Raw genomic sequence first — 15,772 nt, 5'->3', positions numbered from 1 at the left:
GAATCAGATCCTTAACCACTCGTTTACCTTATTGCCCCAAAATGCACGTCATGCGGGCGGAATCGCCGAAGGACAGTGACGTGATGGGCAGGAGCGGGGCGGCAGACATGACCGATGACGGCCGGAATGGCAAGCAGCGGCTGGACACATGGTCCCCGGCCCGGGAGGTCGCACCGACGGGCTTTTCCGAGGAGGCGCTGAAGGGTCTGGCCGAGCTGGAGGCTCGCAGCGCGCCCCCCGACGTCGAGACCAGCCCCGCCTATGTGCGGCCCTTCCGCATGACCGACCGGCTGCGGCCCGAGGTCGCGGCCGGGGGCGGGCTGCTGCGTGATTCGTCCGGGCACGCCCGGCCGCATTATTGGGGACACCGCGAACGGCTGCGCACCCGCTTTCTGGAGGGCGGCCACGCGCCCATGCCGGAATACGAGCTGCTGGAACTGCTGCTGTTCAACGCCATCCCCAAGATCGACGTCAAGCCGCTGGCCAAGCGGCTGCTGGCCGAGTTCGGCGACCTGAACGGCGTGATCGCCGCCTCCGAGCACCGCATCCTCCAGGTCGAGGGTGCCGACCGATGGGTCTATCTGCAGCTGCGCGTGATCGATGCCTTTGCGCAGCGCATGGCGCAGGCCCGCGTGATGCAGCGCGAGGTGCTGTCCTCCTGGGACGCGCTGATCGCCTATTGCCGCACCTGCATGGCGCACCGCGAGACCGAGCAGTTCCGCGTCCTGTTCCTGGACCGCAAGAACGTGATGATCGCCGACGAGGCCCTGGGCCAGGGCACGGTCGGCCATGTCCCCGTCTATCCGCGCGAGGTCGCCAAGCGCGCGCTGGAGCTGAACGCCAGCGCCGTGATCCTGGTCCACAACCACCCCTCGGGCGACCCGACCCCCAGCTCCGAGGACATCGCCATGACCGCGCGCGTGCTGTCGGCCTGCGCGGCGATCGACGTGACGGTGCATGACCATGTCATCATCGGCAAGGAGGAGGAGACCTCGTTCCGCGCCGAAGGACTGCTCTAGCGCGTCAGGACGTGGCGAAGCGGTAGCCGACCCCGGCCTCGGTGAAGATGTAACGCGGATTGCCCGCGTCGTCGCCGATCTTGGCGCGCAGCTGGCGGATGAAGACGCGCAGATACTGGCTGTCCTCCAGATGCGCGGGCCCCCAGACATGGCTGAGCGCCATGGCCTGCGTCACCAGCCGCCCGGCGTTGGAGGCCAGGAGCCACAGCAGGTCGAACTCCTTGCGGGTCAGGTGGATCGACGCGCCGTCCTTGGTCACCGTCCGCCCGGCCGCGTCGATCACCAGATCGGCGATGGTCAGCGCCGCGCCGCGCGGCTCGGACGCGCCGCGGTCGCGCAGAAGCCCGCGCAGGCGCGCCAGAAGCTCTCCGATGCCGAAGGGCTTGGTGACGTAATCCTGCGCGCCCGCGTCCAGAAGCGCCACCTTGTCCGCCTCGCTTGCGCGCACCGACAGCACCAAGACCGGCACCTGCGTCCAGTCGCGCAGCCGCAGCAGCACCTCACGCCCGTCCATGTCGGGCAGGCCCAGGTCCAGGATCACCGCCTCGGGCGTGGTCAGGGCGCAGGCCTCGATGCCCGCGCGGCCGGTGGCGGCCTCGGTGACGTGATGGCCCTCCGCCTCCAGCGCGACGCGCAGGAAGCGCCGGATCGGCGCCTCGTCGTCGATGATCAGGATACGCGCGGACAGGCTCACAGCGGCGCCTCGGGATTGGCCAGCGGCAGGGTCAGGGTGATGCGGGTGCCGCGCCCGTCGGGCCGGGCGGGCTGGGCGGTGATGCGCCCGCCGTGAGCCTCGACGATGCCGCGCGCGATGGCAAGGCCCAGCCCCGTGCCCGCGCGCTGCCCGTCGCCCTGATCGACGCGATAGAACATGTCGAAGACGCGCGCCCGCGCCTCCTCGGGGATGCCCGGCCCCTCGTCGGCCACCCACAGCAGGGCGTCCGGCCCCTGCACGCGCGCGCCCACCTGGATGCGGCTGGCCTCGGGGGCGTATTTGGCGGCATTGTCCAGAAGGTTCATCACCACCTGCTCGATCAGCAGCGGATCGGCCAGGACCGGCGGCAGTCCGGCGGGCACCGCGACCTCGACCGCATGGCCGCGCAGCGCGCCGCGCAGGCGGTGGCGCGCGCTGCCCGCGATCTCGCGCAGATCGGCGGCGATGCGCTTGGGCACCAGCGCGCCGTGGCCAAGCCGGGTCATGTCCAGCAGGTTCTGGATGTAGCGGTCCAGCCGCTCGCCCTCGTCGCGGATCGTCTCGGCCAGTTCGGTCCGCGCGACGGCGGGCAGGCTCAGCCCCGGATCGGCCAGCGACGAGGCCGCCCCGATGATCGAGACCAGCGGCGTGCGCAGGTCGTGGCTGACCGAGGACAGCAGCGCCGCGCGCAGCCGCTCGGCCTCGGAGGAGACCAGCGCGCGTTCCAGGTCGCCCTGCAGGGCGATGCGCTCCAGCGCGACGCCGGTCTGGTCGGACATCGCCTCCAGCAGGCGGCGGTCCATGGGGCCGGGCGCGCGCCCGTCGGGCAGCGCGACGCCCAGCACGGCCACGCGCCGGTCCGGCGACCCCACCGGCAGGAACAGCCAGCGGCTGGCGGGCAGCGTGCCCGAGCCGCGCCCCGCCTCCTCGCCCCGCGTCCAGGCATAGTCCGCGGCCGAGGCGTCGCGCAGCTCCAGCGTCTCGCCCGGCGGCTCGGCCGCCTCGACGGCCAGCCGGCCCGTCGCGTCGGGGCGCATCAGCACCGTCCGCCCACCCGAGGCCGCCGCCACATGGGTCGCGGCCGCATGCAGCACCTCGACCGCCGATCCGGCCCCCGCGACCTGGCGCGCGAAATCATAGAGCAGGTTGGTGCGCATCGCGATGTCGCGCTGCGCCAGCGCCCGGTCGCGCAGCCGCGCCGCTAGGTTCCCGGTCAGCCCGGAGGCGATCAGGAACAGCAGCAGCGTCATGATCTGGTCCTGATGGATCACGAACAGCGTGTTGCGCGGATGGGTGAAGAAGAAGTTGTAGGTCAGAAAGCTGATGCAGGACGCGTAGAGCGATGGCCACAGCCCCTGGCGGACCGCGACCAGGATCACCCCGGTCATGAAGATCAGCGACAACGACGGGATCGGAAAGATCCGGTCTGCCGCCAGGGCCAGCAGGCTGGCACCGGCGACGGTCAGCGTGGCCTTGGCATAGGCCCGCGGGTCGCGGTCCACCGACCAGGTGCGCACCGCGGGCGGCGTGCGCCCCTTGCGCGGGTCCGAGACCATCGTGACCTCGAAGTCGCGCCCGGCCTCGGTCACGGCGCGGGCGACGTTCTCGCGCCCGATGCGGCGCCACCAGGGGCGCGGACGCGCGCGGCCCAGCAGGATGCGGCTGACGTTGCGGCGGCGGGCATAGTCCAGGATCTCGTCGGCGACGGGGCCGGCGGCGGTCAGCGTCGCCACCTCGGCGCCAAGGCGCTCGGCCAGGCGCAGGGCCTGGGCCAGCGCCTCGGTATCGGCCTCGGGCAGGCGGTCGGCATGGGCCGAGGTCACCGTCACCGCGACCCATTCGACCCGCGCCCGGTCCGCCATCCGCTTGGCCGTGCGCACCAGCGTGCGCGCCACCGGGCTGGCGGTCAGCGCGACCAGCACGCGCTCCTGCGCGGGCCACGGCCCGCCGATGGCGTTGGCGCGCATGTGCTCCTGCAGCTGCGCGTCCACGCGGTCGGCGGCCGCGCGCATGGCCAGCTCGCGCAGCGCCGTCAGGTTGCCGCGCGAGAAGAAGTTCTGCACCGCCCGCGCGATCTGGTCCTGGACATAGACCTTGCCCGCGCGCAGCCGCTCGATCAGCTCCTCGGTGGGCAAGTCGATCAGCTCGACCTCGTCGGCGCGGTCCAGGACGGCGTCGGGCACCGTCTCGCGCACGCGCACGCCCGAAATCCGCGCGACCCGGTCGTTCAGCGTCTCCAAGTGCTGGACGTTCAGCGTGGTCAGCACGTCGATGCCCGCCGCCAGGACCTCCTCCACGTCCTGCCAGCGCTTGTCGTGGCGCGATCCGGGGATGTTGGAATGGGCCAGCTCGTCGATCAGGGCCAGCTGCGGGCGGCGCTCCAAGAGCGCGTCCAGGTCCATCTCGTGCAGGATGCGCTCGCGGTAGAAATGCGCCCGCTTGGGCAGCAGCTCCAGGCCCGCCAGCAGGGCCTCGGTCTCGGCGCGGCCATGGGTCTCGACGACGGCGGCGACCACGTCCACGCCTTCGGCCGCGCGTCGCCGCGCGGCCTCCAGCATGGCATAGGTCTTGCCGACCCCCGGCGCCGCGCCCAGAAAGATCTTCAGCCGCCCGCGCCCCTCGCGTTCGGCTTGGGCCAGAAGGGCATCGGGTTCGGGACGCAGTTCGGTCATGGATCAGCCTTCGCTTTGGGTCCCAGTGGGGGCCTGCGGAAAGGCCGCGTCAAGGGCCAGATTGACGGCCAGCACGTTCACGCGCGGCTCTCCGAAGAGGCCCAGCCAGCGCGGCTCGACCTGGGTCTCGATCAGGGCCGCGACCCGGGCCTCGGGCACGCCCCGCGCGGCGGCGATGCGCGCGGCCTGGGCCCGCGCGTTCTGGGGCGAGACATGCGGGTCCAGACCGCTGCCCGAGGCGGTGACGGCATCCACCGGCACGCGGGCCGCGCCGGTCGAGGCGACATAGTCCGCCGCCCGCGCGGTCTGATCGGCGATCAGCGCCGCGCTGTTCGGCCCGAGGTTCGAGGCCCCCGCCGCCGCCGCATCGTAGTCCACCGCCGAGGGGCGCGGCTGCAGGTATCCCGGCGCGGCGAAGGCCTGCCCCACCAGCGCCGAGCCGATGACCTGCCCGTCGCGGACGATCAGGCTGGCATTGGCCTGTTTCGGCATCAGCGCCTGGCCCAGCCCGGTCAGGGCCAGCGGATAGGCCAGCCCCGTCAGCACGGTCATCACCCCAAGCGTCGCCAGGGCGGGTCGGATATGGTCGATCATGGCTGTCTCCTCAGGCCAGGCCCAGGGCGGTCACGGCCATGTCGATGACCTTGATGCCCAGGAAGGGAACGATCAGGCCGCCCAGGCCATAGATCGTCAGGTTGCGACGCAGCAGGGCCGCCGCGCTGGAGGGCGCGTATTTCACCCCCCGCAGCGCCAGCGGGATCAGCGCCAGGATCACCAGCGCGTTGAAGATCACCGCCGACAGGATCGCGCTCTGTGCGCTTTCCAGGCCCATCACGTTCAGCACGGCCAGGCCGGGATAGGCGGCGATGAACAGCGCGGGCAGGATGGCAAAGTATTTCGCCACGTCGTTGGCGATGCTGAAGGTGGTCAGCGCGCCACGGCTGATCAGCAGCTGCTTGCCCACCAGGACGACCTCGATCAGCTTGGTCGGGTCGCTGTCCAGGTCGATCAGGTTCGCGGCCTCCTTGGCGGCCGAGGTGCCCGAGTTCATCGCCACGCCCACATCGGCCTGGGCCAGCGCCGGCGCGTCGTTCGAGCCGTCGCCGCACATGGCGACCAGCTGGCCCTTGGCCTGCTCGGCGCGGATCAGCTCCAGCTTGTTCTCAGGCGTGGCCTCGGCCAGGAAGTCGTCCACGCCCGCCTCGGCCGCGATGGCGGCGGCGGTCAGGGGGTTGTCGCCGGTGATCATCACCGTGCGGATGCCCATGGCGCGCAGTTCCGCGAAACGCTCGCGCACGCCGGGCTTGATGATGTCCTTCAGATGCACCGCGCCCATGATGCGGGTGCCTTGCGACACCAGCAGCGGCGTGCCGCCCGACCGGGCGATCTGGTCCACCGACGCGGCCAGCGCGCCGTCCATCGCCGTGCCGGTATGGCGCAGGATCGCGTCGACCGACCCCTTGCGCAGCTGGGTGCCGTCGGTCAGGTCGGCGCCCGACAGACGGGTCTGGGCCGAGAACGCGATGGCCTCGGCCGTGTCGGCCATCGGCGCGTCGGCGCCGGGCTGGCGGCGGGCCAGCTCGACCAGGGACTTGCCCTCGGGCGTGTCGTCGGCGCGGCTGGCGGCCAGGGCGGCGCGGGCCAGATCGGCGGGCGAGACGCCCTGCGCCGGGATCAGCGCGTCGGCCATGCGGTTGCCGAAGGTGATCGTGCCGGTCTTGTCCAACAGCAGCACGTCCACGTCGCCTGCGGCCTCGACCGCGCGGCCCGATTTCGCGACCACGTTGGCGCGGGCCAGACGGTCCATGCCCGCGATGCCGATGGCCGACAGAAGCCCGCCGATGGTCGTGGGGATCAGCGTCACGAACAGCGCGGCCAGGAACACCACCGGGATCGAGATGCCCGAATAGCGCGCGAAGGGCTCCAGCGTGACCACCACGAAGAGGAAGATCAGCGTCAGGCCGGCCAGAAGGATGTTCAGCGCGATCTCGTTCGGGGTCTTGCCGCGTTCGGCCCCCTCGACCAGCGCGATCATGCGGTCGAGAAAGCTGCGGCCGGGTTCGGCGGTGACGCGCAGCACCAGCCAGTCCGACACGATGCGCGTGCCGCCGGTGACCGAGCTGAAATCGCCGCCGGATTCGCGGATCACCGGGGCGCTCTCGCCGGTGATGGCGCTTTCATCGACCGATGCCACGCCGCGCACCACCTCGGCATCGGCCGGGATGATGTCGCCCGCGCGGACCAGCACGATCTGGCCCTGCTTGAGGCTGGCGGAGGGCACCGTGGTCGCCGTCTCGGGCGCGGCATCGGGGCCGGAGAGGACCTGCACCATGGTCTCGGACTTGGTGGCGCGCAGGCTGTCGGCGCGGGCGCGGCCGCGGCCCTCGGCCAGGGCCTCGGCGAAGTTCGCGATCAGCACCGCGGCCCACAGCCAGACCGCGATCGGCACCGCGACGCCCGCGCCGGGCACGCCCAGCACCAGGTCGCGCAGGCCCAGCACGCTGACCATCAGCGCCACCACGGCGGTGGCGAAGATAACCGGGTTCTTCAGCAGCAGCCGCGGCGCCAGCTTGGCCACCGCCTGCCGGGCGGCGGCGGGGGCCAGCGCGCCCATCGAGGGAACGGGAAGCGAATGTTTCGACATTGCGAATGTGCCTTCAGAAGGTTTGCCCGCCCAGCATGGACACATGCTCGGCGATGGGGCCCAGGACCAGGGCCGGGAAGAAGGTCAGCGCGCCCAGGACCAGCACGGTGATGACCAGCAGCAGGACGAACAGCGGACCATGCGTCGGGAAGGTCCCCGCCGTGGCCGGCACCGGCGACTTCATCGCCAGCGAGCCGGCGACGGCCAGCATCGGCACGATGATCGCGTAGCGACCAAGCGCCATGGCGATGCCCTGCAGCGTGGTGTGGAACGGCGCCGCCGCGCCGAAGCCGCCGAAGGCCGAGCCGTTGTTGCCGGTGGCCGAGCTGTAGGCATAGAGGAGTTCCGACAGCCCGTGCGGCCCGGTCTCCTGCAGCGAGGCGAGGCCCGCGGGGATCACCGTCGACAGCGCGCTGAAGACCAGGATGCCCAGGGGCATCGACAGGAAGGCCAGGACCGACAGGGTGACCTCGCGCCCCTCGATCTTCTTGCCCAGGTATTCCGGCGTGCGCCCGACCATCAGGCCGGCCAGGAACACCGCCAGCACGACATAGAGGAGCATCCCGTAGAGGCCCGAGCCGACGCCGCCGAAGATCACCTCGCCGACCTGCATGTTCAGCATCATCACCAGACCCGACAGCGGCATGAAGCTGTCATGCATCGCGTTGACCGAGCCGTTCGACGCGGCGGTCGTGGCCTCGGCCCAGAGCACCGACAGGGTGGCGCCGAAACGGACCTCCTTGCCCTCCATGTTCGGGCCGGTGTTGCCGGTGGCCTGCGCCAGGGCGGGGCTGCCCGCCTGCTCGGGCAGGTTCATCGCCACAAGGCCCGCTACGAACAGCACGCCCATCGCCGCGAAGATCGCCCAGCCCTGCCGCCGGTCGCCGACCATGCGCCCGAAGAGGAAGCAGAAGGCGACCGGGATCAGCAGCAGATAGACCGTCTGGATCATGTTCGACAGGATGGTCGGGTTTTCCAGCGGATGGGCCGAGTTCACGCCGAAAAAGCCGCCGCCGTTCGTTCCCAGCTGCTTGATGGCGATCTGCGCCGCGGCGGGACCCTGGGCGATGACCTGGCTTGCGCCCTCCAGCGTGGTGGCGCGGACATAGGCCGAGAGCGATTGCGGCACGCCCTGCCAGATCAGCACCACCGCCGCCACGACCGACAGCGGCAGCAGGACATAGAGGACCGAGCGGACCATGTCGGTCCAGAAGTTGCCGAGCCGGCCGTCGCCCTTTGCGACGAAGCCGCGGATCACGGCCACGGCGACCGCCATGCCGGTCGCGGCCGAGACGAAGTTCTGCACCGTCAGCCCGACCATCTGCGACAGGTAGCTGAGCTGCACCTCGCCGGAATAGGCCTGCCAGTTGGTGTTGGTGACGAAGCTGATCGCGGTGTTGAAGGCCAGGTCGGGCGACATGGCCGCGATGCCTTCGGGGTTCAGCGGCAGGACGCCCTGCAGGCGCAGCACCGCATAGAGCGCGACGAAGCCCGCCAGGTTGAAGGTCAGCACCGCGCCCGCATAGGCCAGCCAGCCCTGCGGATGACGTGCGGCGGGACCGGCCGCGCCCAGGATCAGCCGTTCGACCGGCCGGGCGACGGCGCCCAGCCAGGGGCGCTGATCGGCATAGACGCGATGGAGATGCACGGCCAGCAGCCAGGCCAGCGCCGTGGTGACGGCCGCGTAGGCCGCATAGACGAGATATTCGGAGGACATGCGGATGAGCCCGTCAGAAGCGGTCGGGGCGCATCAGCGCCACCACCAGATAGCCGAGAAGGCCCGCCGCCACGGCCAGGCCCAGGACAAGGTCGAACATCGGGGCGCCTCAGATCCGGGCCAGCGCGCGCGCGGCGGCCAGGAAGATCAGAAAGCTGCCCGCGCCAAGCGCGAGATAGACGATGTCGGTCATGGGGCGATTCCCTTGCGGTTCAGATATGGCCCCAATCTGGTCCCTGCCCCCGTCAGGGTTCCATGCGCGATGCGCGGGCGCGCCGTAAGGATCGCGTAAGGACGGGCCGTCTCAGACCGGCAGGGGGCGCTGGTCGGCGATGGCCTCCATGGTGATGACCGATGTCACCGTGTCCAGCTCCATCCGCTCGATCAGGCGCTGATAGACGCGGTCGTAATCGTTCATGTCCGCCGCCACGACCTTCAGCATGTAGTCGTAATCGCCCGCGATCCGGTAGAAGTCGATGACCTCGGGGATGGCCAGGACCATGCGGCGGAACTCGGCCAGCCAGTCGCGGGAGTGGTGGCGGGTGCGGATCATCACGAAGACCGTCAGCGTCAGCCCCGCCCGGCCCGCATCGATCACCGCGCGCGTGCCGGTCAGCACGCCCGCCTCGCGCAGCGCGTGCAGGCGGCGCGCGCAGGCGGTCTGCGACAGGCCCACCCGTTCGGCCAGGTCGCGCTGCGACAGGGCGCCGTCCTGCTGCAGCGCCTGAAGGATGGCGCGGTCCAGGTGGTCCGGCGCGCTCATGCGACAGCCTGCTCCGGCAGGGGGTGAAAGCGCGCCGTGCGGGCATCGCCGCGATAGCGGTGGGCGTGGCGGTCGGCATCCTGCGGCAGGGCGGAGACGGCCTCCAGGATCAGGCGCTCCTTCTCCGGGGTCAGATAGGCCGACAGGTTCAGGCGCAGCCAGCCGGGCTTGGCGGTCTCCTCTCCGGAAAGGATCGCCTCGCGCAGCGCGTCCGACCGTGCCGCGTCGATCCCCAGCAGGGCGTGGGCATAGGGTCCCGCGCAGGCGCATCCGCCCCGCGCCTGGATGCCGTGCAGGTCCGACAGAAGCCGCGTCGCCAGCTGATGATGCACATGCCCGCCCTGCCCGTCGCCCAAGCGGATCGAGAAGATCGGCAGGCGCGGCGCCGTCGGGTGGCCCAGCAGCTCCAGCCGGGGCACCGCCGACCAGCGCGCCCGCGCCCGCGCCGCCAGATCCGCGTGCCGCGCATCCAGCCAGTCCTGGCCCACCGCCGCCTTGACCATCAGCGCCAGCGCCGCGCGGATGTCGCCGATGACATTGGGCGTCCCCGATTCCTCGCGCGCGGTCAGGTCGGTCGCATAGTCGTGGCCACGACCGGAGACGAAGCGCACCGTGCCGCCGCCCGGCTGGCCCGGCCTGGTGGCGCGCACCGCGTCCTGGCGCAGGACCAGGATGCCCGACGCGCCCGGCCCGCCCAGGAACTTGTGCGGAGACAGCACGACCGCGTCCTTGGCGTGATCGGTGCCCGAGGCCATGTCGATGGGCACATAGGGCGCCCCCGCGGCATAGTCCCAGACCGTGACCACGCCCGCCGCCCGCAGCATCCGCCCCACGGCCACCGTGTCGGTCAGGATGCCCGTCACGTTCGACACCGCCGACAGGGCCGCGACGCGCAGGGACCGGTCACGGGTCCGCTTCAGCGCCTCGGCCAGGGCAATGCGGCAGGGGCCGCCCTCCGGGGCCTCGGGCAGGGTGATGATCTCGGCGCCGCTCTCGCGCCAGGGCAGGATGTTCGAATGATGCTCGTAGGGGCCCAGCAGGACGACAGGGCGCGTGCTGGCGGCGACAGCCTGCGGCAGGCCCAGAAGATGGACCAGCCGGTTGACCCCCGCCGTGGCCCCCGCCCCCGCGAAAATCACCGAACAGTCCGGCCCCGCGCCCAGCATCGCGGCGATGCGCTGGCGCGCCTCGCGGCGCAGGCGCGTCATGAAGGCGCCGCAATAGGAGGCCTCGGTATGGCTGTTGGCGTAATAGGGCAGCACCTCGTCGCGGACGAAATCCTCGACCTGCGCCAGCGCACGCCCCGAAGCGGTGTAATCGGCATAGACCAGCGCGCGGGGGCCGAAGGGTCCGGGCAGTGCCACCCCCTCGCCGATGGTGCCGGCGCGCAGCCGTGCGGGAAGGTCGGGGCCGCCGAGGCTGGCGGCAAAGCGGTCGAGGGGCGTGGTCATGGCAAACATCCGTGCTGGGCTGCCCCGACGCTACCTCCGGCCTGCCTGGTCGAACAACGCCCCATCAGGCCGTGATCGACCTGAAATCGGTTCAAATGAAGCGTTGATGCGCCCATTCTGACGCATATGAACCGGAACTCAGTCCCCGGTGACCTGTGCGGCCACGGCCTCCGATCCCAGCATGTCGGCCAGGCTCAGCGATTCGATCAGGATCAGATAGGACCAGAATACCTCGGAGAAGACGCGGCGCAGGCGGCAGCTGGCCTCGTCGGTGCAGTCCTCGCAGCGCTGATAGGCGCGGCGCGACAGGCAGGGCAAGGGCGCGATCGGCCCGTCGATCAGCCGCAGCAGCTCCGAGATCGAGATGTCCTCGGGCCGCTTGATCAGCGTGTATCCCCCTGACCGCCCCCGGATCGAGGCGACGATGCCGGCATTGCGGATCTCCAGCAGGATCTGCTCCAAGAACCGCTTGGGCGTGCCCGAGCGGCGGGCGATGGCCTCGATGGTCAGCGCCTCGGCGCGGTCGCGGCGGGCCTCGTCGCCCAGAACCAGCAGGGCCTTCAGCGCGTATTTCATCTTCTGCGTGATCATGCCCGGCCCCCGACGCGTTGGTGTCGCCCGGATATAAGGCCGAACCGGGCCGTGCGAAAGAAAAGACGACCGCAATCCGTGCCTTTTTTCCGGGCTGTGTCGGACCGGTCGCGGCGGTCCGACATCTAAAAACGATAAAGGCGCTCGACAATATATTCTTTTGAGGCATTCTTCAGGAGAAAGGAATCGCCGCCATGACGCAATCCGCCGCCCTGGACCTGATCGACCGCAAGATCGTCGCCGCGCTGATGGCGGACGCGACCATGCCCATCGCCCAGATCGCCGACAAGGTCGGCCTGTCCCAGACCCCCTGCTGGAAGCGCATCCAGAAGCTGGAGACCTCGGGCGTGCTGACGGGCCGGGTCGCGCTGGCCGATCCGGCGCGGTTGGGCTTCGGGCTGACCGTCTTCGTGGGCATCGAGGCGCCCGATCACGGGCCCGAATGGCGCGCGGACTTCACCCGCGCGGTCGACACCCTGCCAGAGGTCATGGAGGCGTGGCGGATGGCAGGCGACATCGACTATCTGCTCCGCGTAGCGGTGCCCGACATGGCGGCCTATGACCGCTTCTACCGGCTGTTGACCGACGCCGTGCCGATCAAGAATGTCATCTCGCAATTCGCGATGGAGCGCGTGCGCCACACCACCGCCTATCCGGTGAACACCCGCGACCGGTAGAACGGCGTTCCCTTTCGGGGGCGAAGTTTGGAACCCAAATACACGACAAACATTATAGTGTTATGAGAGATAAAAGGAGCGATGCGATGACCAAGACCCTGATCGTCCCCGGCCTCGACGGCTCTCAGGCCCCGCACTGGCAGGACTGGTGGGCGCGCACGGACCCCGACGCCATGTTGCTGGAGATGGGCGACCCGAGCCGCCCCGTTCGCGAGGTCTGGGAGGCGACGCTGGCCGCGCATGTCATGGCGCATCCCGATTCGATCCTGGTGGGCCATTCGCTGGGCGCGGTGACCATCGCGCATCTGCTGGGCCGCTGGCCGGGCCTACGGGTGCGGGCCGCGCTGCTGGTCGCGCCCGCCGATCCGGTATTGTCCGAGCGCACGCGCCGCTTCGGCCGCCTGCCGCGCGAACGCTTCGACGTGCCCTCCGTCCTGGTGGCCAGCCGCAACGACCCGTGGATGTCCTTCGACCTCAGCCGCCAGATGGCCGACACCTGGGGCGCCGAGCTGCACGACATCGGCCATGCGGGCCACATCAACGCGGCATCGGGCTTCGGCCCCTGGCCCGCGGGCAAGGCGCTGCGCGATGGGCTGATCGCGGCCACGCAGCGGCCCAGCCTGCTGGCCCGCCTGCGCGGCGGCTGGCGCGGTGGCGAGGCACTGCGCGCCCGCCTGGCCTGACCCTGAACCCACAGTCACGGGAGAAACCCGATGTTCGACCTGCAGACCGAAGCCTTCCTGCGCCACGCCCACAGCCCCCAGCAGCGCCGCGCGGCCCGCGACCACGACACCAGCCCGGTCGTCCCGGTGCTGATCGCGCTCAGCTTCGCGATGTGGTGCGGCGTGCTGTTCGCCGCGCTCTGACCCCTTCACCCCGGAGACGCCCCATGAAGATCGACGCCCGCCCCGACATGCCCGCCGCCCATGCCGCGCACTGGCCCCATGTCGTCATCATCGGCGGCGGCGCCAGCGGGGTCCTGCTGGCCGCCCACCTGCTGCGCGATCCGCAGGCGGCGCTGCGCGTCACGGTCGTCGAAGGGCGGCACATGCTGGGCTGCGGCGTGGCCTATTCGACCAACGATCCGCGCCACCTGCTGAACACCCGCGTCGCGAACATGAGCGCCTTTCCTGACGAGCCCGACCATTTCCGGGCCTGGCTGGAACAGGGCGGGCATGCGGCGACGGGGGCGTGCTTTGTCAGCCGGGCGACCTACGGCGCCTACATGACGGCGCTTCTGGCGCCGCTGACGGCGGACGGGCGGCTGCGCTGCGTGCGCGCGACCTGCCTGCGGTTGACGCCCGCGAAGGGCGGGGTGGCGGCGCATCTGGACGACGGCCAGGTCATCCCCGCCGTCCGCGCGGTGCTGGCCACCGGCCACGCCCTACCCGAGGCCGACCCCGAGGGTCTGGTGCTGGGCGCATGGGAGGCCGCGCCGCCGCCGCCCTCCGGCGGGCGGGTGGTCATCGTCGGGTCGGGCCTGTCGATGGTCGATCAGGCGATCAGCCTGATGGCCTTGGGCCATCGCGGAGAGATCGTGGCCCTGTCGCGGCGCGCGCAGCTGCCCCGCGTCCATGCGCCGGGCCAGCCGCTTCCGCTGGACCGCGCCGAGATCCCCCTGGGCGCCCCGGTCAGCCGCCTGATGGCCTGGCTGCGCGCGCAGGTCCGCCGGGCCGAGGCCCAGGGCGGCACCTGGCGCGATGCGGTGGACGGGCTGCGCCCGCATCTGTCGGCGCTGTGGCGCGCCCTGCCCCATGCCGACCGCGCACGCTTCCTGCGCCATGCCGCGCCCTGGTGGGAGGTGCATCGCCACCGCCTGCCGCCCGAAAGCGCGGCCCCGCTGGAGGCCGCGCTGAAGGACGGCCGCCTGCGCCTCTTGGCCGGCAGCTTCGAGGGCGCCAGCCGCGACGGCACCATCCTGCGCGCCCATTGGCGCCCGCGCGGAGAGGACCGGGTGCTGAGCCTGGATGCCGCGCGGATCGTCGATTGCCGGGGCATCCGCCGCGATCCGCGCCGCAACGCGACGCCGCTGATCGCGGACATGCTGACGCGCGGGGCTGCGCGCATCGATCCGCTGGCGCTCGGGCTGGACGTGACGCCCGACTGCGCGGTGATCGACGCGGCCGGACGGCCCGATCCGCGCATCCGCGCCATCGGCCCGGCCAGCCGCGCGGCCTTCTGGGAGGTCACGGCCATTCCCGACATCCGCGAACAGGCCGCGCGCGTGGCGCAGGCGCTGCGCGCGGAGCTGGTGCGGGTGCCGGCCTAGGCCTGCGACACCAGCAGCTTGTCGATGCGGCGGCCGTCCAGGTCGACGACCTCGATCCGCCAGCCCGGCAGGTCGACATGGGCGCCGACCTCGGGCAGCACGCCCGCCAGGTCCAGCACCAGGCCCGCGACGGATTCATAGTCGCGGTCCTCGGGAAGGGTGATGCCCAGCAGGTCGGCGAACTCGTCCACGGGCATCCAGCCCGCGATCAGCCAGCTGCCGTCCTCACGGCGCACGGCCTTGGGCTCGTCCTCGCCCGGATCGGGAAAGTCGCCCGCGATCGCCTCCAGCACGTCCATGGCGGTGATCACGCCCTCGAAATTGCCGTATTCGTCGAAGACCAGCAGCATATGCGCGGGCGATGACTTCAGCTGTTCGATCACGTTCAGCGCGGGCAGGCCGTCGCGGACCACCGGAACGGGCTGGATCAGGCTGCGCAGGTCGGTGTCGGTATCGTCCTTCAGGCGGATCAGGTCGCGCGCATGGATCACGCCCACGATGTCGTCATCCGCGCCGTCGCGCAGCAGCACCCGCGAACGGTGCCCCGCGCGGAGGATCTGCGCCAGCGCCTCGGGTCCGGCATCGGCATCCGCGATCAGCACCTCGCGGCGCGGCGTCATCAGCCCGCGCGCGCTGCGGTCGGCGATGCGCATGACGCCGGCGATCATCTCGTTCTCTGCAGGCTCGATCACGCCGGCGCTGTGGGCCTCGGCCAGCATGACCTTGATCTCCTCGTCCGACATGCTGCTCTCGGCCTTGCCGGACTGGCCCAGAAGCGCCAGGACCACACGGCCCGACCGGTCCAGCACCCAGACCACCGGCGCGGCGATGCGCGAGATCAGCCGGATCAGCGGCGCGATGCGCGCGGCCACGGACTCGGGCGCGCGAAGGGCGATCTGCTTGGGTACCAGCTCTCCCACGATCAGCGACAGATAGGTGATGGCCACGACGACACCGCCCACGGCCAGCGTGTTGGCCAGCGCGGGCTGCATGCCCCCCGCCACCAACGCGGCCGACAGACGCGTGCCCAGGGTGGCGCCCGAGAAAGCACCCGACAGCACGCCGACCAGCGTGATGCCGATCTGCACGCTGGACAGGAAGCGGCCCGGATCGGCCGCCAGGTCCAGCGCGATGGCCGCCCCCCGGCTGCCCTGTTGGGACATTGTCTTGAGGCGTGCAGGTCGCGCCGAGACGATGGCCAGTTCGGACATGGCAAGAATGCCGTTGAACAGGGTCAACAGCAGGACGATGGCGATTTCAAAATACATGGGACTT

General features: G+C 71.0%; 15 protein-coding genes. 5 read left to right on the top strand and 10 right to left on the bottom strand.

Annotation, left to right across the window (positions count from 1 at the left end; all coding sequences use genetic code 11):
- Positions 1–278: 278 nt before the first annotated feature.
- On the top strand, positions 279–1,019 hold the full coding sequence (gene radC, locus AC2SGK_RS08280) for a RadC family protein (RefSeq protein WP_488323210.1): 741 nt from the start codon (positions 279–281) through the stop codon (positions 1,017–1,019).
- A gap of 4 nt (positions 1,020–1,023) precedes the next feature.
- Here radC and AC2SGK_RS08275 read toward each other — a convergent pair whose 3' ends face one another.
- From AC2SGK_RS08275 to AC2SGK_RS08235, 9 genes are all read right to left on the bottom strand, one after another.
- Positions 1,024–1,713, bottom strand: a complete 690-nt coding sequence (locus AC2SGK_RS08275) for a response regulator (RefSeq protein WP_488323109.1) — start codon at positions 1,711–1,713, stop codon at positions 1,024–1,026.
- Entirely contained in the window at positions 1,710–4,385 is a 2,676-nt protein-coding gene (locus tag AC2SGK_RS08270) for an ATP-binding protein (RefSeq protein ID WP_488323108.1), read from the bottom strand. Before AC2SGK_RS08270 ends, AC2SGK_RS08275 begins: the two co-directional genes overlap by 4 nt.
- Before the next feature lie 3 nt (positions 4,386–4,388).
- Positions 4,389–4,979 carry a potassium-transporting ATPase subunit KdpC gene (gene kdpC / locus AC2SGK_RS08265; protein WP_488323107.1) on the bottom strand — a complete coding sequence of 197 codons (591 nt, stop codon included), beginning with the start codon at positions 4,977–4,979 and terminating at the stop codon, positions 4,389–4,391.
- A 10-nt stretch (positions 4,980–4,989) separates the two neighbouring features.
- The gene (gene kdpB / locus AC2SGK_RS08260) at positions 4,990–7,029 is read right to left on the bottom strand and encodes a potassium-transporting ATPase subunit KdpB (protein ID WP_488323106.1); all 2,040 of its coding nucleotides are present in this window, start codon (positions 7,027–7,029) and stop codon (positions 4,990–4,992) included.
- A gap of 13 nt (positions 7,030–7,042) precedes the next feature.
- Positions 7,043–8,746, bottom strand: coding sequence for a potassium-transporting ATPase subunit KdpA (kdpA, locus tag AC2SGK_RS08255; RefSeq protein WP_488323105.1), 1,704 nt, complete (start codon positions 8,744–8,746; stop codon positions 7,043–7,045).
- A 13-nt stretch (positions 8,747–8,759) separates the two neighbouring features.
- Positions 8,760–8,846, bottom strand: coding sequence for a K(+)-transporting ATPase subunit F (kdpF, locus tag AC2SGK_RS08250; RefSeq protein ID WP_411839469.1), 87 nt, complete (start codon positions 8,844–8,846; stop codon positions 8,760–8,762).
- 204 nt (positions 8,847–9,050) lie between these two features.
- Entirely contained in the window at positions 9,051–9,509 is a 459-nt protein-coding gene (locus tag AC2SGK_RS08245; protein ID WP_488323104.1) for an Lrp/AsnC family transcriptional regulator, read from the bottom strand.
- Positions 9,506–10,960 (bottom strand): aminotransferase class V-fold PLP-dependent enzyme, encoded by a 1,455-nt coding sequence (locus AC2SGK_RS08240; protein WP_488323103.1) that lies wholly within the window; start codon positions 10,958–10,960, stop codon positions 9,506–9,508. The genes AC2SGK_RS08245 and AC2SGK_RS08240 overlap by 4 nt, the downstream gene beginning before the upstream one ends.
- Before the next feature lie 138 nt (positions 10,961–11,098).
- Positions 11,099–11,551: an RrF2 family transcriptional regulator gene (locus tag AC2SGK_RS08235; protein WP_488323102.1), complete on the bottom strand. Its 453-nt coding sequence runs from the start codon at positions 11,549–11,551 to the stop codon at positions 11,099–11,101.
- Between the two features lie 194 nt (positions 11,552–11,745).
- Between AC2SGK_RS08235 and AC2SGK_RS08230 the strand changes: the two genes are divergently transcribed.
- The 4 genes from AC2SGK_RS08230 to AC2SGK_RS08215 all read left to right on the top strand — a co-directional run bounded on the left by AC2SGK_RS08230 (position 11,746) and on the right by AC2SGK_RS08215 (position 14,497).
- Positions 11,746–12,228: an Lrp/AsnC family transcriptional regulator gene (locus AC2SGK_RS08230; protein WP_488323101.1), complete on the top strand. Its 483-nt coding sequence runs from the start codon at positions 11,746–11,748 to the stop codon at positions 12,226–12,228.
- A gap of 86 nt (positions 12,229–12,314) precedes the next feature.
- Complete coding sequence (locus tag AC2SGK_RS08225) at positions 12,315–12,911, top strand: RBBP9/YdeN family alpha/beta hydrolase (RefSeq protein ID WP_488323100.1); 597 nt, start codon at positions 12,315–12,317, stop codon at positions 12,909–12,911.
- A gap of 30 nt (positions 12,912–12,941) precedes the next feature.
- Positions 12,942–13,094 (top strand): hypothetical protein, encoded by a 153-nt coding sequence (locus tag AC2SGK_RS08220; RefSeq protein WP_488323099.1) that lies wholly within the window; start codon positions 12,942–12,944, stop codon positions 13,092–13,094.
- Between the two features lie 23 nt (positions 13,095–13,117).
- Positions 13,118–14,497 (top strand): FAD/NAD(P)-binding protein, encoded by a 1,380-nt coding sequence (locus tag AC2SGK_RS08215; protein WP_488323098.1) that lies wholly within the window; start codon positions 13,118–13,120, stop codon positions 14,495–14,497.
- On the opposite strand, the gene AC2SGK_RS08210 is transcribed toward AC2SGK_RS08215, so the two are convergent.
- On the bottom strand, positions 14,494–15,765 hold the full coding sequence (locus AC2SGK_RS08210) for a hemolysin family protein (RefSeq protein ID WP_488323097.1): 1,272 nt from the start codon (positions 15,763–15,765) through the stop codon (positions 14,494–14,496). The two genes, AC2SGK_RS08215 and AC2SGK_RS08210, sit on opposite strands and share 4 nt — an antisense overlap.
- Positions 15,766–15,772: the final 7 nt, after the last annotated feature.

The sequence above is a fragment of the Paracoccus sp. NIOT.M2S5SZ12 genome (genome assembly GCF_057748165.1).
The sequence above is the reverse complement of the archived record's forward strand: the minus strand, read 5'-3'. Positions and strand labels throughout refer to the sequence as shown.